The 21,147-nt window shown below is 66.5% G+C and carries 14 protein-coding genes and 1 pseudogene; 8 read left to right on the top strand and 7 right to left on the bottom strand.

Features of this window, described 5'->3' with window-relative positions; all coding sequences use genetic code 11:
- Positions 1–143: 143 nt before the first annotated feature.
- The gene (locus tag ON27_RS36215) at positions 144–1,016 is read right to left on the bottom strand and encodes an alpha/beta hydrolase (RefSeq protein ID WP_245560528.1); all 873 of its coding nucleotides are present in this window, start codon (positions 1,014–1,016) and stop codon (positions 144–146) included.
- Between the two features lie 552 nt (positions 1,017–1,568).
- Here ON27_RS36215 and ON27_RS36210 point away from each other — a divergent pair.
- Positions 1,569–1,943, top strand: coding sequence for a hypothetical protein (locus ON27_RS36210; protein ID WP_157227780.1), 375 nt, complete (start codon positions 1,569–1,571; stop codon positions 1,941–1,943).
- A gap of 137 nt (positions 1,944–2,080) precedes the next feature.
- On the opposite strand, the gene mobF is transcribed toward ON27_RS36210, so the two are convergent.
- Positions 2,081–7,939 (bottom strand): MobF family relaxase, encoded by a 5,859-nt coding sequence (gene mobF, locus ON27_RS36205; RefSeq protein WP_043738046.1) that lies wholly within the window; start codon positions 7,937–7,939, stop codon positions 2,081–2,083.
- A gap of 200 nt (positions 7,940–8,139) precedes the next feature.
- On the opposite strand from mobF, the gene ON27_RS36200 reads away from it, so the two are divergent.
- Positions 8,140–9,312: a DUF1173 family protein gene (locus ON27_RS36200; RefSeq protein WP_157227776.1), complete on the top strand. Its 1,173-nt coding sequence runs from the start codon at positions 8,140–8,142 to the stop codon at positions 9,310–9,312.
- 471 nt (positions 9,313–9,783) lie between these two features.
- Positions 9,784–11,031: a hypothetical protein gene (locus tag ON27_RS36195; RefSeq protein ID WP_157227774.1), complete on the top strand. Its 1,248-nt coding sequence runs from the start codon at positions 9,784–9,786 to the stop codon at positions 11,029–11,031.
- A gap of 153 nt (positions 11,032–11,184) precedes the next feature.
- Here the strand turns inward: ON27_RS36195 and ON27_RS36190 are convergent, their stop codons facing one another.
- The 5 genes from ON27_RS36190 to ON27_RS36170 form a co-directional block, all read right to left on the bottom strand.
- Positions 11,185–12,063, bottom strand: coding sequence for a hypothetical protein (locus tag ON27_RS36190; RefSeq protein ID WP_157227772.1), 879 nt, complete (start codon positions 12,061–12,063; stop codon positions 11,185–11,187).
- A gap of 324 nt (positions 12,064–12,387) precedes the next feature.
- A complete protein-coding gene (locus ON27_RS43635; RefSeq protein WP_157227771.1) occupies positions 12,388–13,227 on the bottom strand; it encodes a hypothetical protein in 840 nt (279 codons plus the stop codon).
- A gap of 159 nt (positions 13,228–13,386) precedes the next feature.
- Entirely contained in the window at positions 13,387–15,090 is a 1,704-nt protein-coding gene (locus ON27_RS36180; protein ID WP_043738038.1) for a zeta toxin family protein, read from the bottom strand.
- Positions 15,087–15,320, bottom strand: coding sequence for a hypothetical protein (locus ON27_RS36175; RefSeq protein ID WP_043738036.1), 234 nt, complete (start codon positions 15,318–15,320; stop codon positions 15,087–15,089). The genes ON27_RS36180 and ON27_RS36175 overlap by 4 nt, the downstream gene beginning before the upstream one ends.
- Before the next feature lie 385 nt (positions 15,321–15,705).
- Positions 15,706–16,452 carry an MmyB family transcriptional regulator gene (locus ON27_RS36170; protein WP_157227769.1) on the bottom strand — a complete coding sequence of 249 codons (747 nt, stop codon included), beginning with the start codon at positions 16,450–16,452 and terminating at the stop codon, positions 15,706–15,708.
- Between the two features lie 1,327 nt (positions 16,453–17,779).
- Here ON27_RS36170 and ON27_RS36165 point away from each other — a divergent pair.
- The 5 genes and pseudogenes from ON27_RS36165 to ON27_RS44525 form a co-directional block, all read left to right on the top strand.
- Positions 17,780–18,970 carry a lipase family protein gene (locus tag ON27_RS36165; protein WP_043738032.1) on the top strand — a complete coding sequence of 397 codons (1,191 nt, stop codon included), beginning with the start codon at positions 17,780–17,782 and terminating at the stop codon, positions 18,968–18,970.
- A gap of 11 nt (positions 18,971–18,981) precedes the next feature.
- A complete protein-coding gene (locus tag ON27_RS43630) occupies positions 18,982–19,158 on the top strand; it encodes a hypothetical protein (RefSeq protein WP_157227767.1) in 177 nt (58 codons plus the stop codon).
- The gene (locus ON27_RS36160; RefSeq protein ID WP_051047403.1) at positions 19,149–20,597 is read left to right on the top strand and encodes an MFS transporter; all 1,449 of its coding nucleotides are present in this window, start codon (positions 19,149–19,151) and stop codon (positions 20,595–20,597) included. Before ON27_RS43630 ends, ON27_RS36160 begins: the two co-directional genes overlap by 10 nt.
- Positions 20,594–20,785 carry a hypothetical protein gene (locus ON27_RS36155; RefSeq protein ID WP_043738030.1) on the top strand — a complete coding sequence of 64 codons (192 nt, stop codon included), beginning with the start codon at positions 20,594–20,596 and terminating at the stop codon, positions 20,783–20,785. Before ON27_RS36160 ends, ON27_RS36155 begins: the two co-directional genes overlap by 4 nt.
- Before the next feature lie 32 nt (positions 20,786–20,817).
- Positions 20,818–21,147 (top strand): annotated as a pseudogene (locus ON27_RS44525) (hypothetical protein); the annotation flags it as partial.

The raw sequence follows: 21,147 nt of genomic DNA, 5'->3' as shown, positions 1-21,147 counted from the left end.
GATGGCCACATCGGCGCAGCCGCTCGACGGCGAGCACCCACCACCCGAGAACCCTCCGAATGGCCACGGCATCAACAACTCGACGACGAGAAGCCCCCGGCTGATGGGTTCATTCGGGGGTGGCAGTGAGCTGCGAGTACGGGCTACTCGTCCGATGGCATGCCACCTTCGGTGAGAGCAGCCAGAAGGAAGGGGCGTGCCCGGGCCAGTTCAGCGCCCCATGCACGCCAGTTGTGGACACCAACCGGAGGGAAGCTGTAGGTCGCGGGAATGCCCAGACTGTCCAGCCGAGCGCGGAACCGGTGCGTGGCGGTTGCCGTGACCGCCTCCAAGCCCATTGCGCTCACGAGTGTCCCGACAGCTTGTACGCTGTCGATCCCATCGTCTGCCGAGGGGATGCCCGGCGCGGCGGCGATGTACAGCGGCAGCCCAGCCAGTAGTGGCGCGCAGGTATAGGGATCCAGTCGGTCCCACGCCGGAGTGCCCGGCACAGCGAGATGATCGAGGTGGTGTCCGGCGTGCCAGGTGGCCACGCGAATCGCTTCCTGCATCTCTGCGGTGTGCCAATCCAACGCGCCGCTGAAGGCGGCGGCCGCGAGGAACTGCGTCCGGTGATGGGCAGCCAGGGTGATCGCGGAGCTGGCGCTCATCGAAAGTCCCACGACGGCGTTCCGAGTCGGGGAGACCCCGTAGTCGGCGAGGAACTGGGGAAGTTCGCTGGTGAGGAAGGTCTCCCACCGATACACGCGACTCCGTCCCCGGTCCAGGACCGGCTGAAGCCAATCGGCGTACCAACTGCCGGGGCCACCGACTGGCATCACCAACGTGACATCGGAGTCGGTGAACAGCTCGAGGGCGTCTGTCTCCGCGACCCACCCGTTTGCATCGCCCCGAGCGCGCAAGCCGTCGAGCATGTATATCGCTGACGAACCGCAGCGCCGAGCCCACCGCACCTGCACGACAACCTCGCCCATGCTCGACGGCACCGCCAGTTGCTCGAAACGCCCCGACGGCATTCGGCACCTACCGTTGTCCGAGACCGCGGCCGCGGGGGATGCGACCCCGACTGCGGTGAACGCAACCGCGAGTGCGGCTACGAACAGGTCTCGCAACCGAAACAGGCAGTCGCGTGGTAGGGGTTGTGGCGTAGAGGTGGCGTACATGGTCCGTATCTCCAAGGCCGGGGGAGGGGTCGCCAGCGGCGGGATCGGAGCCGACGGCTCACTGCCAGAGGCGGAAGATGTCGACACCCGAGGTGCGGGTGCCGGCCGAACGCTCCCGGATTTCGATCTGTATTGAATCCGCCCACGACGGCGCCCGGCGCGGCTTCACCCACAGCCGGTGGCTGCACACGCTGTCAGAGGTGTTCGTATCGACGACTTCTGTTGCTGCAGAGCCTAGATCGAGGCCTGTGACCTGTGGCGGCAGGGCACACCGCCTGTGTGACATCGGCTATCGGCAGCCTGCCGCAGTGGCTACGTTGGCCCCGGGCGGCCGACGGAGCCGCAAACCCGGGGCCGCAACAACTCCGGACCGGGGGCCACACCAACCATTTGGGAGTCAAACCGATGCGTATTCGTACTGCAATCGCACTCGCCGGCCTGACGCTGGCGGGCGTGGCGGTCTCAACGGCCCCCGCGCAAGCGGTCGTGCCGGTCAACGCGCCTGGCGTCATCGTCGGTGTCGGTTTCAATCACGAGGAAACCGTCGCGCTGGCCAACAGCCCTGTGCCCGCGGTGTTGGGGATCGGATTGTTGGCCGGCGCGACAGTCGTCCATGTCCCCTCGGATTCGCCGCTGGCGCAGCCAGGCGGCAGGGTGAACGCTGACATGCCGACGATCTTCCGGGATGCCGCGAACGCCCCTAACGGGAAAATTGTTCTCGCACTGGTTAATCCGCCGCAGTGGAACAACAAAGCCATTCTGGTCGGTTCATTCCGCTGATCGGTGACCCCCGATCGAGGGTCGCGGTTGCCTCCGAGCGTCCGCGCACCTGATCCATGATCGGACTGGGCCCTGAATACTGCCGTTTACGAGGGCGGATCAACGCCCCTAAGGTCACCGGCGAGGCGTACGTCGACTCACAGCTCCATGCCCGCATCTGATCCTGTGAAGTCCAGATCGTGGATGGGAACCGCTGATGCCGGTGTGGTCTCCGGCGCTTCACCGATCTCGTCGCGGAGGCGATGTTCCATCGCGGCAACAGCGGGGTCCAGTCCAGCTCGGCGGCGCTGCTCTTGTACCACGGCGGCGAGTTCCGAGCTGCTGCGCGCCGCGCGGGCCTCAGCCTCTTCCCGCAACTGCTGATCGCGACGGTCAGCCTGTTCCGCGGCGGCGAGTTCGCGGGCCAGGGCGTCGGTGTCGGCGGCGCGCATCAGCAGCGCCGCCCACCGATGCCGGGGTGCGCCGATGGCCGCGGCAGCGGCGACTGCGGCGTCGGCCGCGGCACGGGCGCGGTCGTCGCTGGATTCGCGTTCGGCGGCGGACAGGGCGCGTTCGGCCGCCCGGATCGCAGCGACCTGCTTGATCAGGCGTGCATGCAGACCCCGCACCTCTACTGCATGCGTTTGCGCTGTCTCGATGTGTTCCGCATCTGCGCGGTCCGTCGCCTGCTTGAGCGACTGCGCGAGCGCATCGAGCTCGCTGTCGCTGTGCAGTCGAAGCGGATCCGACCGCAACTGGTCGAGCAGAGACTGCTCGTCGATGACCTCCTGGGCCGCGCCGCCGGCGGGGCGTGAAGTTGCGGCCGCGGCCACGCGGGCCCGATGCAGGTAGGGCGGTAGGCGCCGCAATTCGGCGCGGGCGGCGTTCAGTTCGTCGATGGCCAGCTCGTCACCGAGCAGCCGCATCTGGTGGACGTCGGATTCCTCCACTACGCCGTAGGTACCCGCGGCGGCGTCGAGTTCGCGTTGTGCGGTGTCGGCTTCCCCCCGCAATCGGTCGGCCCACGCGCGGGCATCGTCGGCGAGCAGCCGCGCCTGGGCGATGTCGGCGTCCACTTCCGCGGCAGCTCGCTCGATCATCGCGGCACGATACTGATCGAGCATCTCTTCGAGTCTGGCGCGCATGCCCGGGTCCTCAGCCGCCGCCACCGCCTGACTGTGCAGGAACCCCAAGAACTGGTCGTCGACCTGCTCCGGCTGCTGTTGCAGAGCCTGCTGATAGGCGCCCTCCGCCGCCGCGGCATCCAGTTCGGCTTCTTCGGCGCGCAGCTGGGCATCGCGGAAGCTCAGCAGTAGTGGCCTGAGCATGTCGACGCGTTCACGGCACTGCTGGACCAAGGGAGCGATCGCGAGTTGATGTTTGCTGCGTCCCTCGGCGATGGCCTCCCGCAACTGCGTGACTCGAGTTCGCAGCGCCGCGATGTCGGATTCGATGCGGATCACCCGCGCGAGGGGGTCCAGCTCCGGGTAGAGGTGGTCGGTGCGGGCGTCGGTGACACTGATCCAGTCGTCGCTGTCACCGCTTGCGGCATCACTGTGGCCGGAGTGTGCGCCGCGTTCGACCTGCCACAGGTCGGTGCTCACTGCGGGTGGAAGTGGTCCCGGCACGTCGGCAACGTCGCTGCCGTCGTTGTCGCCGCTGGACAGCAGTGTGGCGAGGCGGGTGGGATGCTGGGGCCTGGCGCGCCAGTCGGGTTCAGTGGCGGGGACGCCCAGCAGCTGTCGCCGCAGCTGGTCGGCGTAGTCCGCGGTCGTGGTGTCCATCCCCGGGTGCAGCGGTGGGATCGGTCGAAGCGCATGTGGTCGCGGCAGATCCCGCAACGTCTGAAATCGGCTGGTGCTCGGGTTGTCCAGCAGCGTGGTTGCGCGGCCGCCGACGGCGGCGTGGATGCGCTGCGCACCGCCGGCGCTTCTCACGGCCGCGCCGAGGTGCTCGGCGATCCACGCGTCCGCGCGAGCACGCAGAACACCAGCGGCGTCGCGCGCATGAAGCAGGCTCACCCAATCACCTGTCGTGATGTGCGTTACCAGGGCAACAGGGTCGAGGTGGTGCCAGTCGGCCACTGCGATGGTGTCCAGCAGTTGCGGCCACGTCCGGCCGGATTGCACGTGCCGCAGCAGCGCTACCGGGAACGCGCGGTCGAGCAGATAGTTCGCGTGATCAAGCGCCAGCTGCCGCGTGTAATGCTCGTAGTCGGCACGCATCCGAGCGTCGGTGTCGGTCGCCACGACGGCGTCGTCGACTTCCTGCTCATCTTCGACCAGGACGCGCGCACCCACGTCGCGCAGCTCGGCGGCGGGGGTGGCCTGCTGGGCGTCCAGCAGGCGGATGCGCAGCCGCAAGGCGCAGTCGGCGAGTTCGGTGTCCATTCCGGGATGCCTCGGCGGAAGCGGCGCCGGCGTGGTGAAGGTGACATCGTGGGCAGCGCGTATCCGGTCACCGGTGGTGGCGATGTGGATGTGCGGATGGTCGGTGGTGTTCGCGCGCGCCGCGGCGAGGTGCTCGGCGATGAGCCGGTCCGCGCGTTCGCACAGCAGGGCCGCGGCGTCACGCGCGGTCAACAGTGTCTCACCACGGTCGTCGGCGCCGCTGTTGGTGACGATGTCGCTGACCAGAGCGACGATGTCCATGCCTGTTTGACCGGCAACGGTGAGCGTGTCGGCCAGCAGCGCGAACGACGGCGCGTTGCGCACCTGGTGGAAGAGCACGGCGGGTAGGGAACGGTCGAGCAGTTCGCTGGCGAGATCGGCTCCCAGTATTCGGCACGCTTCGCTGTAGCGCTCCGTCAACCGTTCCCGGTCGTTGACGCTGTCGAGTTCTCGGCGCATCACCTCGGTCGCGGAGAGGTTGTCGTCTTCTCGCGCCAGTACGCGCGCGAACATCTCGGCGGGGTCGACCGGCTCGTCGGGGGCGCGGTCGAGCGGAGGGGGCTCTGGGAGGGTGTCGGTAACGAGATACAGCAGGTTCAGGTGCTGCCCCCGTGACAGCCCGACATACGCCAAGGCGCGGCCCAGGCTGGTGCCCATCAGCAGGTGGGCGCGGTCCACAGTGAGGCCTTGCGCTCGGTGGACGGTGCAGGCGTATCCCAGCTCGACGTCCTCGGCTACGTACCGTCGTGGAAGGTGCACCCGGCCGCGGTGATCGGCGCCGACGACCGTCAGCGAGCCGTCGTCGTGGACGCGCAGTACGCGCCAGCGGTCGCCGTTGGTGACCGGGCTTCCGGAGCGGCTGCCGCCGGTGATCCGGATGCGCCGTGCGTTGCGGCGGGTGACCACGATGTCGCCGACGTATCCGCGGTGACCGTCAGAGAGGGCACCACTGCTGCCAGCGAGGTCGATGCTGCCGCGTTGGGCGTGCGCGGCTTGCGCGGCGCCGTTGAGCCGGTAGACGTCGTCGACGGTGGCGGCCATCATCAGCGACGACGCGCCCTCGTCGAGATCGTGCAGGTGCGCGGCGAGCATCTGCTCGCGTAGTTGCACCGCCAGCCCTGAGCGGACTCGGCTTCGGCTGTCGTAGAACTGCCAGGCCTGCTTGGGGTCGCCGTTGCGGACGTGCAGGGTGGCTGCGGCTTCCTCCAGGTCGGTGAAGCGCACTACCATGTCCAGCTCTGGGCATTTGGTGTCCGCGGCGATGAGCCGGAGGGCGCCACCTGCTTCCACGGCAGACAGCTGCCACGGGTCACCGACCCAGCGCACTACAGCGCCTGCCTGGTCGGCGAGTCGTTGAAGGGCGGCCAGGTCGGCAGTGGAGGCCATCCCGGCCTCGTCGACCAGCAGCATTGCCCCCGATGGGATCGTGGGGCCGCGGCCGTTGCGGTGCGCCCACAGCACGGAGGCGATGGTGTCGGCGGGAATTCCGATGTCGGCGGCCAGCACGCGGGCGGAACTCTTCTGGGGGCTCAGGGCGATCACGGCGCGTCCTGCGTCGCGCCACGCACGCACAACCGCCCGCAGCGCCGTGGTCTTTCCGGCACCGGCCGGTCCCACCGCCACCGCCAGCCTGGTGCCAGTGGTGCACAGGTGCGCGGCCACCCTCCGCTGGCCGATCGTCAGCCGGCGAGGCGCACCGCGATGGGTGTCGGCTTGTTCGACCGCGGCAATCGCTGCCGCGACTTCGTCGTGCGTCAAGAACTCGGGAGTGGGTTGTTGGGCGGCGTCCTGTAACTGCGCTTCGCGGTCGAGCACGGCGGTGCTGGTGTAGCGAACTGTGGTTGCCGACGGGCCAGCGAAAACGCTGTCGCCGTTGCGGCGCTGCATCGCTGCTGGCACCGGCTCCGGATCGATGGTCAGTCGGATGCTGTGCGCGTCGAGCACCAAAGCCACCACCTGCTCCACTGCTGCCCGATGGGCGGCGTCATCAGGAAACTCGCACAGCGCCAGCCGGTCCTCGGTCTCGGCGCGAACGTGGGTTTCGGTCCAGGTGGTCCGCTGTGCGGACACTCTCTGCACGACCTCGCTGGCGATCCGATCAGCGACGAACACCCGGCGCGTGGCCTTTTGCACCTCAGCGACCACGTTGTCGGGGTGGCTCAGCGACAGCAACGCCAGCGCCTCGCGTTGTGCGGCTGCTCGCGCGGCGGGTGAGTCGAAGCGGAACCGCCGCAGCTCGGTGTCCACCGCGGCGGAGAGAACAGGCAGGTCACCGGCCTGGATCGCAGCCGGTCCGGCGGCCACACCAGCGTGGATGGCGACGATTCGAGGTCGGTACTGCACTACTGGAGAAGACGCTCGCGTCACATCCTCCACGAACTGGCGGCCACTGCGGCTGTCGCCGCCGGAGGCCAGCAGTTCAGTGGCGCGGGCATCCCACTCGTCGAACATCTCTTCCAGCGGGCGAGGCAACGGCTTGCTGCCGCGGGTGGCCAGCGTGGCCTTCTTCGCCAGCTTGATCTGGGTGACCTTGTCCGGCGAGTGCCCGTTGCAGCGCTCGAACTCGAGGACCAGCTGCTCGGTGGCGGTCTGGATTTCCGCGCGCCGCTGGGAGAACAACTGGATCAACTCATCGGGGATGCCGACGATTTCGAGAGTCGGCTTCTTCCCTCGCCCGCGAGAGCGTTCCTCGAACTGCAGCCCCAGCCGCCGTTGCAGCATCCCGATCAGGGTGGCGTTGTATCGGCACGACAACGACACCGCTGCCTGGTGCAATGCGCGGGCGTCGAGGCAGCTCCATCGCCCGTCGACGCCGAGCACCTTGTTGGGGATGACCATGTGGGTGTGCAGAAACGGGTCGCCGACACGGTTGTCCCAATGGGTGAACAGCACCGCCGCGAAACCGTCTGCGTCGATCTTGCGCACACCGCCACGGCCGCGGCGGGTGATGGCGTAGTGCTGTTCAGCGAAGTGCACTGTTTCGCGGATCGCGTCGAGATGTGCCTGCCACAGGACTTGCCGAACTGCTGGGCTGCCCAATCCGAAGAGCACTTTCGATACCGACGCCGGACCGGCGAAGGCGCCCTCGTAGCCTGCGACTGGTTTGCGCATCCGGCGTCGCTCGTCTGCGAGTGCCTTTTGCATCTCTCGCGGGGTCGGCTGCTCGCCGTCCCGTGAAAGATGCTCCAGCGCTGCCGCGCGACGCAGTGCCGCCCAGTCCCGCCGCGAAGGCGCTCGTCCGTTCATGGCCGTGAAGTTCGCGATGAGGCGTGCGTGGATTTCGCTGATCGGTGTCGTCGCTCCGCCGAGGCGGTAGAACGGTGACCCCAGTCGGATGGAGGCCGAGAGTTCCTTGGGCGGGATCCCCGCGGCCGCGCCGGTGGCGAGGATTTCCTGGGCGTTGGGATGGAGGCCTTGGCCGAACAGTGCACGCATCTGGGCGGTGGTCACCTGGCCGGCGACTCCCAGGTGTTCGGCTCCTCGACCGCACCACAATCCGGGCGGTGTTCCTGAGAGGCGGGCGAAGTCGGCCAGGTTCTGTTCACCCGACTGCCGCACGTCAGCGGTGGCGACGGTCCGGGTCAGGTACCGGTATCCGTTGCCGCCGTGCAGCACATGCAGCGTCATCACCGGCCCGAACGTATCTGCCGATCACCGATAACGGGCTGCTGGTCAGACAGGCGGTGTGACAACAATTTTCATGCCGGAACGATCACGGAGGCCGGGTTTCTGTCACCACCGGCCGATACCGTGAATTCGGACAACAGAGGCGTAGGGGACGCACGATGAGCGACTTCCGGACCTGGGTGCGACTGGATGGGCGAGCTGTGCTCTACAGTGCGGTTCGCGACGACCCGGATGGCTATGTGCCGCTACTGTCGCGCGCGTGGGCGGACAAGAGCGCTGAATGTTTGTGCTGTGACAAGCTGTTGCGGCTGGTCACACGCCGCCGCGGTGGCAGCTACTCCTTGGCGGTCTGGCCTCATGGCGGGTATGCCCACCAGGCGTGGTGTGCTTTTCACAGGCTCGATCCGGAATTGAGCGGCCAGAGTGCCTACACCGATGCCGCGATCCGCCGCGGTGAGGACGGCACGACGACGATCCGGTTCGCGGCGCCGCTGGTGAGTTCCCCGGTGCAGGCAGCGAGCACTCCATCCACTGCTTCCTCGGAACCAGGAGTCAACCGCTCACGGCTGGGGCTGTTGGCCCTTCTGCACTTCCTGTGGGAGGAGGCGGCTTTGAACGCCTGGCACGGCGGTACCCGGCGCCGCCCATGGCAGGAGGTCGTGAGCGCGTTGGGTGAACAGCTCGCCGACTGCGTGATCAACAACCAGCCCGCCGCCGAGTTCCTCTACCTGGTGCACCGCCGGTCGAGCATCGGCGACTTCGACCGCTACCTGTCGAGGTTGCGCAGCGACAAGGCACGGTTGCGTCGTGGCTTCGTTCTGGGGGAACTGAAACAGACCCACCTGGCACGCGACGGCGGACGCACGCGGCCAGGCGCCGGCCGCCTCTACCGGTATGAACTCGAACATCAGCGTGCTCGGCAAATCTTCATCCGAGAGTCCCTGCACGAACGCCTGCAATCGTCCTACCGTCATGCCTTCTCGCAGGCGGCCGTGGACGCTGGTGGACGGCGCGTCATGCTGGCCTACATCGAACGCTCCCGCGACGGCTACGCGGTCGCGATCGATGCCGCGGTGATGCTCACCAACAGGGATTGGATCCCCTCGGACTCGTCGTATGAGGTAAGGGCCGCCGACGAACTCGCCAGAGTCGGACGCCGCTACATCAAACCGCTGCGCTACGACGGGAGCGCGGTGTTCCCGGACTATATCCTGACCGACGAAAATCCACCGGCCTACTTCGAAGTATGGGGTAGACCGGGATTGCTGGATTACGAACAGAGGAGACGCGAGAAGCGTCGACATTACCGCAACAGCGGGGCTCGGCTGCATGAGTGGACCGTCACCGAGCCGATGCCGTCACTCGCTCTCTGAGATTCGCCACACCGGTGAATGCTTGTGCCGCCACCTGCGTGTTTCTCCTGTCACTCGATGCTCCGTAGCGGTTCTGCGGTAGCGGATCAGCGTCGCTTTCCCGCTTGCAGCAGCGCCCCCGCAGATATTATCGCAAAAATTACCTTATGCTGTTGCAGGCGTGCGGATCGCGGTGATAGCTTCGGTTGCAAGCCACAGTCCTGCTCCGTGATGAGTTACGCCTCAACGAGTTTCGAGGACATGTGGCCTCCCAGAAATGCCGCGGGCCTCATATCGCTCTCCGGTCAAGAGTCGTGCGATACGAGGCCCTGACCCGCCAGAGAGGACTACATGGAATCCACAACGGGTCGCGCTCAGGATAGCGCGCGCCCTACGAAGTTTCGCAGCGGTATAGCCATCAGGACCCGCAAGCCAGCCGGATCGTGCAGCCCATTGGTCCTGTTCGACGGTGACCCCGTCAGCTGGGACGACATGATCGAGCTCCTCGTGGCCTATGCGGCCGACCCGCGCGTCGGCGCGATGTACTGGTTCGATATCGGCCACGAACGCGACGGCGACGAGTACCTTCCTGGCGTCGAGAAAGCTCACCTGCTCGATCACGACGGCAGCTGGGAAGACATCCTCGGCCAGATCAGAGCTGTCCGTGATCTGGCCACCGCAGCTGCCGTCAACGGAGATCCCGCCGTAGTGCTGGTGATCAACTCCATCAGCCAGTTGTCGGCCATCAACCGGGCCGGTGCAGTTGCGCAAGCCCTGTGCGCTGGCACGACCGCCGACCGACTCGCCGATGACCCGGCCGCCGACATCGAGCCAGCGAGAGGGCACTGGCGGCAGGCAAACGCACGCTGGCAGACCCTGATGGAGCTACTGATGGAGTTCCCCGGCGTCGTGCTGGCCACATCCCGCGCCGAACTGACGGCTCGCAACGGGGCCGCAGACGACGGCGCGACCGCGGTCCCGGTCAAGGACTTCACAGACCCGAGCAGGACATTTCGTCGGCGGGATCTGCCGCTGGATCTGCTGAACCAGGTCACAGCGTGCGTGCAGATGCGATTCGGTGAGGCGCCCGTGCTCGCCGTCGCGCACAATCGACACGCTCGGGGTGGGCTACTGACGACGCTGCCGAATCTGACGGTCGCAGACCTGTTGCATGAGCATCTGCGTCTGAACCACGATGTGGTCGCGACACGGATGCTGCGCACGGCGGTGGACACGATGATCGTGCAGCTGTTCACGACCACCAGCCTCGAGGAACTCGAGATCCTGATGGCCGAATGCACACAGCGACTCGGCGTGCCACACCCCAAACTCGCCTTGGCCTACAAGAAGCGCTACGAGCATATGCGGCTGGTCAGCAGGGCCGACGAATTGCGCACCATCGACGACTTCTCCGAACTGGACCGCCGCTACAGCGAGATCATCGAGGAAGTCGGCAAGGACAAGGAAATCGTCAACAAGGCTTATGAGGCACGCCGCTACGAGCTGCGGATCAACCAGGCGATCTGGTATTTGAACGAATCGGCCGATCCCGACCAACTGACGAGCCGACACGCTGAGGCCACCACCCGGCTCGGTCACCATCCCCGGTTCGATCACGTCGTCCGCCACCGGATGGAGGAGTTGCAGCGACCAGCACCGGGCTCCGCACCGCCGGTCGGCAATCAGCCGTCAGATGCTGCGACCGGTGACGCGCTCGCTCTGTCCGCCACCAGCACATAGCAGCCGACCCCGACGACGGCTGCGTTGCATCAGTTCGAGCTGCCGACTCGGCGAGCCGAGCTGATGCAACGCAGGTCGGGACGTGTTCATATCCGGTCTCCGTGCGAGCGGCGATGGACTCTCACCGCGCCGGGCTACCGGTGTATTCGTCTCCTACATCCCAGCTACGACAGCGGGCTGCGCGAGCGCATCGCTTCCGACAACAGGGCCGGGCTCAGTGAGTGTGTCGTCGGCGGCGGTGGCGACCATGGGGTGCGGCTGTGCGCACGAGGCCGCGGTCAAACTCGCGTCGACCTGCTCGACGGCGTGATCGGCCCCCGCTGCGGGCCGCCGCTGGTCGATCCACATGTCGAAGGATTCGTCATCCAGCGCCATCAGCGCCCGCGGATCGTCGGTGAAGTCGATGCCCCGGTGGGTGTCGCGAACGATCTCTGCGGTGATGAGCAGGGCCCGATCCTGCGCTTCCACCGGCAAGCCCTCGAGGTGGCGATTCATCTCCGACATGATGCGGCTGACCGTGGGGGCCGCCCCACGCTCATCATTGACCCGGTTCGGTAGTCGGCCCAGCCATTCGATCAGCTCGCCCTGCCGTGCTGTGGTGCCCTGTTCACTGGATGCGCGGTCGGTGCCCTGATCTGTGGCGCTCGTGTGGTCCTGGCCCGCAGTGGGGGATGTGTCGACGTGCTCGCCGACCGCCTGGATCGTCGCGGCGCGCAACTGTGACCAGCTGTGTCCAATCTTCAGCCGCAGGGCATCCAGATGGAAGCGCAGCACGTCCATCCGTAGTTGAGGGTCGGGCCGGAACACAAGGCCTGTGGGGCTGTTGGTGTAGACGGCGATCAGCGCCTGCGTTCGGTCGGCAGGAGAAAGTCGGCGATCGTCTCTGATCTCTTGGGCGAGCGCCTCGCGTTGCCCGTTGAGATACTGGTGGTCTGACACCTTGATCCGTGCTGGGACCTCGGGTGTCGTGCCGTCGAGCGCTGCGTTGATGTACGACTGGTCGCGCTCGGCAAGTCTGGTCTCGTACACCATGGCGTGAAAGTGGCGTACTCGGGCGCTGATGGAGTCGCGGGCAGCCGCGCGCTCGACAGCCTGTGCGCGGCTGTATCGACGGAGCTCGCGGCTGATCTGTTGTCGCACGCTTCTCGGTGGGGCATCCGCCTCCGGATCGTCTTCTCGCCACCGGCGCAGGAGCGCCTGAATACGGTCCCGCGCCGAGCCGACCACCAGTTCGTGGTCTTGCCGCAACGCGACGTCGAGCAGACCGGCGGGCCGGGTGGTGGGTTCGTTGGAAGAGGTTGTGTCGTCGGCCATGGTGGTTGTCTCCGGACTCGAGTCTGATGGGCGGTTGGTCGGTTATGGCGCCGCGTCGATGGCAGGGGATTCGTGGAGGGTCGCCTCGGCGGCACCGAAGGGTTCGTGTGGCGCCGCAGCCAGGTGAGCGATCGGGGCGTGAGACACCGATTGGGGGCGGCTCAACACGGCCTCGTCCAGCGTGGGTGCGTCGCCATCTGCGGCTGCTGTCGTCGTCGAAACCTGATCGCTCGCGTGAAGGGCGGGGCCGGCTTGGGCCCACATGGCAAAGCGATGCTGGAAGACGATGAGCGCTCGTGGGTTGTCCGGGAACGGAAGTCCCCGCGCGGTGGCATGCACGGCGGCAGCGACGACGATTCGAGCGCGATAGGTCTCGCTGGGGCTGAGCGCTCCCCGAGCCAGGTGGGTGCGGATCTTCTCAGCAAAGCCGATTGCCGTGGTTTGGTTCCCGGCGGAAACCATAGCGCCGAGGTCGTCGATCCACTGCAACACCGCGGTACGCTCGGCCGTCCGATCGGCTGTGTGACCGGCTGCCCGCGGTAGCCCGGCTGAAGCGATGAGGTTGGCATCGCCTCGAGGGCGCTGATGCCGAACTGGCAGCGACTCCGGAGCTTCGGTGCCAGGGCTGTTGGTGAGCTTGCGCCACCGCGCGGCGATTGATGCTGTCAGCTGTTGCCACAGCGAGGTAGGCAGCGGCTCGAATACCGGTCGTTCGGGGTATTCGAGCCGACGAGCTCGCGCCAACGCCGTGATCGCTTGTTCGCGTTCACGTTCCGACAGGCCTGCGACGATCTGAATCTGTAACTCGAGTGCGCTGTGCTCGCTGTCAAGCCACGCTTCGTCACCGCCGGATCCGTGTGTGGCGGTGTGGGTGTAGACCAACGCGCGGAAGTTGGTGACCCATTCTGTGATCTGCTCTCGTGCCGCGACGCGCTGGCTACGAGGTACCCGCCCGTCCCCGACGGACGGTCGGCTGTCTATCGGAGACCCTGGTTGCCCGGGGGCGCGGCCTGGTTCGGTCATGGCAGCTTCCTTCCCTGATCACAGGCCAGCGGCAGGTCCTGGACCGCTGGCCTGGCTGCCGGGTGGCTGGACTTCGCCGGCGCAGTCCTCGGTGCCTATGGCCTCGCGAGGCTGGTGGCGCCCCTGCGCGGCGGCGTGCAATCCGTCGCTGTCCGCGGCGGGCGGATGGAATGCGCTGGAGGAGCCGAATAGGCGATCGGGCGAGACGAGTGGCGCCGCTCCGGGCGCCAGATGGTCGAGCCAGGATGGGTTACCCGCGAGATACAGGCGTGCGAGGTCGGCGAGTCGAGGCCGTGGCGCGGGGGTCTCGACCGGATGGATAGGGCGGCCGAGGATTGTCCTGTAGTGGGCGTTGCGCAGAAGATCGCCCGAATCGTCGTCATTGGTGATCATCCCGACGCGGAAACGCCTGGCTGGGTAGTGGTCGTTGAACCACGCGGGATCGAACTCCGGTGGTGGTATCACGGTCACAGAGGCCCTGCCGCGGCTGAGGCCGGCGACCCGCAAAACGTTGCGCCACACCTCGGCGCGGTCTGTGGCAGGGGTGACTGATGTCCGCAGGCGTGCAGCGTAGAAGTCCAACTGCTCGTCGGTGGGACGGACCTGCGCGACTTGGGGCCGCGCACGGTCGTCAACCACCGCGATCTCGACGTGCGGGTACTGCGAGGTCAAGTCTTTGATTGCGGTGAGATCCACGGAAGTGACGACGTCGAAGTCGTCGAAGACGACGATGTCCTGCCTGTTGCACGCGATGGCGAGTGGATCGAACGATGGGTCTGGAAGCTGCCGCCATAGGGATTCGTCCATGACAGGGCGTGCCGCGGCTCGTGCCTGTACCAGATCGCCGGACCATTCCGGCCGCATCCGGGTGGCCAGTGTGCGATAGAGGAGGCTGTATGCCTTGCTGTACTCGTTGTTCCACTGCTCATGTGACAGGTCGTCGATGACTGCGCGGGTCGGTCGGGAAGGATCCGCGGCACCATAGTGTCCAGCGCTGAAGTACGAGCCAGCCGGGTAAAGACCCCAATCGCCGAGTCCTCGTGTAACCGCGCTACGGCGGTAGACGCCGATCCGGTGGATTCGTTGGTCAGCGTCGAGCCAATCAGCGACGGTCCGCACATGCTGGCGACTGGCTTCGTACAAGTCCGGGTCCGGCTCGATCCCCGACCAACTTCCCAGTCCTTCGTAAGACCGTTGCCACAGCGCTAGGCCCTCCAGCTGAGTTTCGCCAGGATGCGCGGCCATGAGGCCTGCCTCGATCCGCAATGGCTTCGCGCCCGCAGGAGTGGATGCCAATCGGGTCAGGACGGTGTCAAGCGCGTCGCGGGTGGGAAAATCGCTGATCACGACAATGTTGAGCCGACGTCGAACTGCCTCTTCCACGGCCATGCTCAGCCAGCGCTCGGTATCGCGACGAACCTGCCGTTGTGCTTCCTGCGCTCCCACTGCCATTGCCAAGCCGAGATAGGCCGGGTGAGCCTGGGCCAGCACCGCACCGTCGAGAACAACAGGGCAGGAACCGGAATCGAACTCGTATTTGACGATGCTCGTGGCCAGCTCGGCCGTGCCGGCGCCCAGCTGGTCGACGAACACCATCGCGATCGGCTCGTTCTGTGGACTCGCGGGCCTGAGCAGCCGCGGTTCGATCTGAGTGCGGAAGATGTGATCCGCCTCGTACTCGGTAGGCAATGCGCGAAGGTGCCACTGATCGAAGCTGGTCACGGCAGCAAGCTCCGCAGGAAGGACAGGTCGACGTCCAGCACATAAGCGACCGCGTCGATGTCACTCGAGGTCAGAGTGTTCAGTTGCTCCATCCACCTGTTGCGGCGAACCGCCCAGTCAGGATCTATCGCCGCGCGGGACGACGAATGCCCGATCAGCATCGCCAACACGTTTCGGGCGAATTCGAACTGCGTCACCGTCTCCAGGCTGAGACCCTGACGTTCGTTCATCACTTCTCCAAATCCAATGTCGGTTTCTGCCGATGGAGCCGGAGGCGGGAGGCACCGAGCACGTAGGCGTCACCGACCGCCGAAGCGGCCTCACACCCTGTTGCCTGTCAGCGCCAAGGCATGGGCTTCATACGCAGGGAAGCTCCACGGAACAATCGCGCGGTGTAAGACCAAAGCCCCGGGCAAGAGTCGGTTGCCTGTGCGGCTCGGGCGACCACCGACGGTGAAACGGTTGCGACGCCCCACATCCAGCATTGGTGATGGGCACGCGGTCAGACAACAGGTCGCGGGCACACCGCGTGGGGGTCTCACCTGGCTGATCGGGTCGACAGAAGGCCGGACTTGCAGACGCATGCGGTGACGGCTGAATCGGGGAGGGCATCGGTCAGCTCACCGGCGTCATCATGAACAGCTCCCAGGTGCCTCGTGCAGCGGCGCGATACGGGCTGGTGGTGTGGGGGATCCATCGGCTGCGGGAGCGGTCGAGGACGGTGAGTTCGGTGTTGTGAATGTCTTCTGTCGTGACGTCGGTGGTCCACATCGTGTGGAACTCTGTTGCCCGGTTACAGGAGGCTACGAGCGCTTCGATTTGATCGTGGGCCACAACGCCCGGCGCGAGGATTTGCAGTGCGTTGACCAGGACGTGTGTGTGTCGATACCAGTCCTGGATGATGCTGCGAGCCAGCGGTGAGAGCACCATCCATTCGATGATGTTGGTCGGGCGAGCCGCCGTCGGCGGTGCTGGTGCGAGCCCGGGGAACAGGCGCCGGAACGCGCTGTTGGCCGCGATGAGGTCGTAGGTGGGCAAAGTTCGGACGCAGGCCGGGAAGGGAAGTAGCTCCAGTTGCCGGATCTCGGCCGCGGTGGGCCCGAACCGGCGAGCGCCGGCGGCCAACTCCAGTTGCAGCTCGAACAGCGCAGGGTTGGACAAGCTCAGGATCTTCTCGCGGTACAGGTCGTTGGGCCTGAGTGCGTCGAACCAGTACTTGAGTTTGTCCAGCGTGGGCAACCTCTCGCCTGATTCCCATTTCTCCAGCGCCGAGGAGGTAATGAACGCTTTCGGCGCCAGCTGATCGCGCGTGATATTCGCGCGGTTCCTGCATTGTCGCATTGTCTTTCCGAGCAGCGACAAGCGCTGCGGAGTGACGACTATCGTGCTACCTTCCCCCGGCACGTTCGCTCCCTTTCCTGGGCTTCTACCGAGGCTCCGCCCGGCCACGACTCTGCCGTGCCTGAGAAGAATGCGAATAGTCTGCCTCGAATACCGTCATCGAATTCGCGTGCCGTGCGGATGCCTGGTCTTCTGATCTTCTCGGTACCTTAGATCGGACGACGCAGAGTTGAACATCAACGATTCGTTGATGAGGTCACCCTGACCGGTCCGGATGATCGGTGGGTGGGTGTTCGGCGGGTCGGCGGCCGCGGGGCACCGAGCCGCATCTCATCCGACAGTCATTGAGACACACAGCAAGTGGGAGTCGGAACCCTTCTGGTGTCGACCATTGACCGGTAGAGTTCGTGCCAGCGGCGAACTCGTCCCCCCCGAGTTGCGTCGCGCTGTGACCGGCTGTTCCCGCCATTCTGTTCGCGGCGTCGAGTCACATTTCCTGGGTGCGGTGGCCGTGGCGGAAATGTTCCGTTACGGCCACCGTCGTCTGTAGGGTCATCCAGCCACGCAAGTCACGGGCATTCGGCCGCGCGATCGCAGGGCACACAGGCTGTGTGGAATCCATTGACCACTTCGACACGGGTCGCCAGACTTCAACTCGGTATTTCCGAGGATTGCTCGAAGCGGCAAGCGGTAGCGCGCCACTCGAAGCCATCAACGGCGATATCCGGAGAAATCTCGGCTGTGGCCGAGCTGATCGACACGAGGGGGCGAGATCGTTTTCCCGGTGCCGTGACCAGTGCGCAGTTACCGATGCGCACAGTTCGAATCGGCCCTGGTCGTGATCTTCACTTCCTCAGCACGACCCGCCGACGACCGCGCCACCGGTGGGGGGTGCCCACGCACCCCACGCCAGGCGGCTCCTTCCATAACCGCCGACCGATGACCGCAGCGCCCCGCTGCGGCGGCGGGAGTACAGGAACGGCAGGCGGACCTACCGCCCGCCGAAGAAGAAAGGAACCTCTCTCATGGGCCAGATTCTCTACCTCGCCGACTTCGTCGTCCGGCTCGCGGCGAACGCCTCGGTCGTGGTCGGCAACGTGATCGCGATCGTGCAGAGCCTGATTCCCCGCTGATCGGCACGAACCGGCCGCCGCAACGACGCGACCGGCCCGGTATCTCGGCGACACGAGGGCGACACCGGCGTCGCCACCTGTGCACGCCACATCCACCTGCTCGGCTGGGCGGAGGCGACCAAGCCGCCCAGCCGAGAAGGGCTCAACGACCTCCCGCAACGCGGGGCCACCTGCCCAGCAACAACTTCACCCGAACAATCGAGGGGGAACACTTCGTGCGACGGACCCTTTGCGCTGGCGTAGCCGCGCTCGCATGCGGCTTCAGCATCAGCATCTGGGCCGCCAACTCGGCGATCGCCGCACCGGTCGCGATGCCGGTGCCAGTTGCCGACCACTTCTTTGCCGCACCTGCGCACCTGGAGGCCGCGGAACCCGGTGATGTTCTGCGCGCCCGACAGATGCCGCCACCGTTTGCGGTGGTGGCTGACGTTACTCAGCTGATGTATCGCTCCACCGATTCCTTGGGTCGGCCGATCGCCGCGACGGCGACGGTGCTGTCCCCGGTAAACCATCGCCCCGACAATCCGGTGCTCGTCTACCAGCACAGCATCAACTCACTCGGCCTGCGATGCGCACCCAGTCAGGCGATGTGGTCAACGGACCCCAACGTCCGGATGAACGAAGCCCCCGTCTTCGACGTCGCGTTGGCGATGGGCTGGACGGTTGTGCTGCCGGATCATTTGGGTCCCCGCGCCGCCTACGGTGCGGCGCGCATGGGCGGTCAGATCACTCTGGACGCGATCCGCGCCACGCAACGGCATCAACCGCTTGCCCTCACCAACAGCCCGATCACGATGGCCGGCTACTCCGGTGGCGGGATGGCCACAGCCTGGGCAGCCGCCCTGGCACCCTCATACGCGCCCGACCTGCATATCAGCGGAGCAGCGATAGGCGGCGTGCCCGCCAATCTCGAAACGATGGCAGAAGCTTTGGGCCATCACCCGCATCCCGCTTTCGGTATCGCGGCGGCCGTCGCGTTCGGGCTCGAGCGCGAGTACGGCGACCAGCTGCCCATCAGCGACTACTTGACCGATGAAGGACGCCGCTTCCGTGGCGCGATCAACGACGCCTGCGTCAACGAAATCCTCGCCCTCGGAGCCGGTCGCAGCGTGGCAGGACTCGGCACCTCCTTCGACCTGTTCTTCCAGCCACAAACCCGAGCCATTCTGCGGGACAACAGTGTTCAGTTCGCTCCCGCACCGGCAATGCCGATCTACGAGTGGCATTCAGGCACCGACCCCCTGTTGCCCTTGGCGGATCTGGACGCCACGATGGCACGCTGGCGCGCCGAAGGAACCCCCCTCACCACGGTGCTCACCCCCGCGCCAGAGCATCTGTCCGCCGCGGTGATCGGCATGCCCGCCGCAGTTCAGTGGCTGGCCGGCCTCGTTTCCTCCGGACGCTGAGCACACCGGTCATGGCAGGCATCCACTTCGACCCGAAACCGCAATGGACGCACGACAACACCATCGCATGCCAGCGCCCGGTCACCGCCGCGCTGTGCATGCGCGTGGGCGGCGGAACGGTCGTTGCTCCCCTGGACGAGCACCACTCGAGGCGTCACGCCGCGCCACAGGAGACGCCATGGCCGTGAACCCCGACTACACCACCGCGGCGGCAGCGGACCACTCCGGTCATCCGGTAGCGGTGCTCGCTGTTGCCTGCGGCGCGACGTTCCTGGCGTTCGTCAATGTCGCGGTCGTCAACTTCGCTTTTCCCGCCATCGCCTCGAATTTCCCCGACGTCGGGCAATCGACACTGACCTGGGCGGTCAGCGGGTACGCCATCGCCTTCGCCGCCTGGCTCGCTGCTGGGGCCCGGTTGGCAGATATGTGCAACCATCGCCGGGTCCTCACAGCCGGCGTGACCGGATTCGCGGCAGCGTCGCTTCTGTGCACACTGGCACCCACGGTCGGCTGGCTGATCACCGGCCGAGTCCTGCAGGGCATCGCCGCCGCCGCGCTGCTTCCCACCGCGCTGGGGGCTATGCTCACCACTGTCCAGCCGCAGAAAGTGGCCGCGGCGATCGGTGCATGGTCTGCAACCGGCGCTCTCGCCGCCGCGGTCGGTCCTACCGCAGCAGCGCTGCTGGTCGAATGGCTCGGTTGGCGCAGCATCTTCACCATCAACCTGCCGGTGTGCGCCGTGCTGGCCATCGCGGTGCGACGCACAGTGCCCGCGACGCGCACCGCCGCCAGGGGCGTACCCGACCTCTTCGGTGCGCTGCTGCTGACCGGGGGAATTGCAGCTGTTGTCGCGGCCGTCACCAACATGCATGCCTGGGGTGTCGCCAGCCTTGTGACGGTCATAGTCGGCGTTTGCGGAGTCCTTGTCATCGCCGCGGTGGTCGTGCGCGGCTACCTGCACCCCTATCCCACGCTGCAGGTTCGGCTGTGTTCTTCCCGGGCGTTCGCCGCCGCCAACGTGGTCTCGGCTGCTTTCGGGTTCGGCCTGTTCGCCTACCTGCTGGCCGCCCCGATCTGGTTGATCCGCGTGTGGGGACTGACGTTGGTGCAGGCCGCCGGATGTGTCGGTATGGCAGCCGTCGTCGCGATGATCGCCGCCGCCACCACCGGCCGCCACGTGCACGCCGGTAACGCCCACTGGTTCGGCACTGCCGGGATGGCAGCGCTGGCAGGCGGATTCGCCGTCGTCGCCAGCGAACTATTCGGACCGCGATGTAACAGGCCACTGTGGGTTGTGCTGGCGGTGGTGCTGGGAACCGGGATCGGATTGGCGGTCACTGCCCTGTCGGTGATCATCGCAGACAGCGTGCCCTCCAGCGGTTTCGCCGCGGGGATCGGCCTGACGATGACCGCCTGCCATATCGGCGGTGCCCTCGGGGTGGCCGTCCTGGCAAGCCTTCTCGCCGACCACGATTTCCTCTCGTCATTCCACCGCCTGTTCACCGTGCTGGCAGTTGTGTCCGCCGCCGGTGCGGGCCTGGCGGCGCTGCTCTCGCGCCGCATTCCAGAGACCACCCCGGCCAGATCCGGTCGTGGAATGAACCAACCTAGGACCCGGAGACTATGAGGACATTTTCCCTGTTCGCGCCGTGTCGCAGCGGCGAGCATCGCACATCGGCGGTGCGCCTGGAGATCGCCGCCGCCGCACATTCGATGCCGATGACTCACCCCAATACCGCCACGCGGGCCGCGCTGTCCGCGCTGGACCTGGTCGCGTGGCCGGTAGCCGCGGTGCCCGCTGAGAAGCCGCAGTGATCGCGACACGACCCAAACCGAGAGGAGTACCGATGAATGCTCACGACGACAGGACTGGTTCCCGTGGCCGAGTTCGACGCCTGCTGCTGACGGGGGTGGTGCCGGTGGTGATCACCTTGGCGGTGTCCGCGCCGGCGCTGGCCGCTCCCCAGGCGGGTGTTACCCCACCGCCGTCACCCGGCCAAGCCGGTGTCACCCCCCGCGGCGGGGAGCAGCCAGGTGTCACCCCCGCGCCGGCACCGCCCACGCCGCCCGCTGACGCCGGGTCGACGCTGGCGGCGGTGTTGCCGGATCCGCCTGCGCCTCGCGCGGATCGCCCACTGGCGCAGTACTGGGCCGATCCCAGCTGGCCGCAACCAGCT

It is taken from the genome of Nocardia asiatica NBRC 100129 (assembly GCF_000308415.1).
In the GTDB taxonomy this organism is placed as follows: domain Bacteria; phylum Actinomycetota; class Actinomycetes; order Mycobacteriales; family Mycobacteriaceae; genus Nocardia; species Nocardia asiatica.
This window is presented reverse-complemented; position numbering and strand designations above follow the sequence as displayed.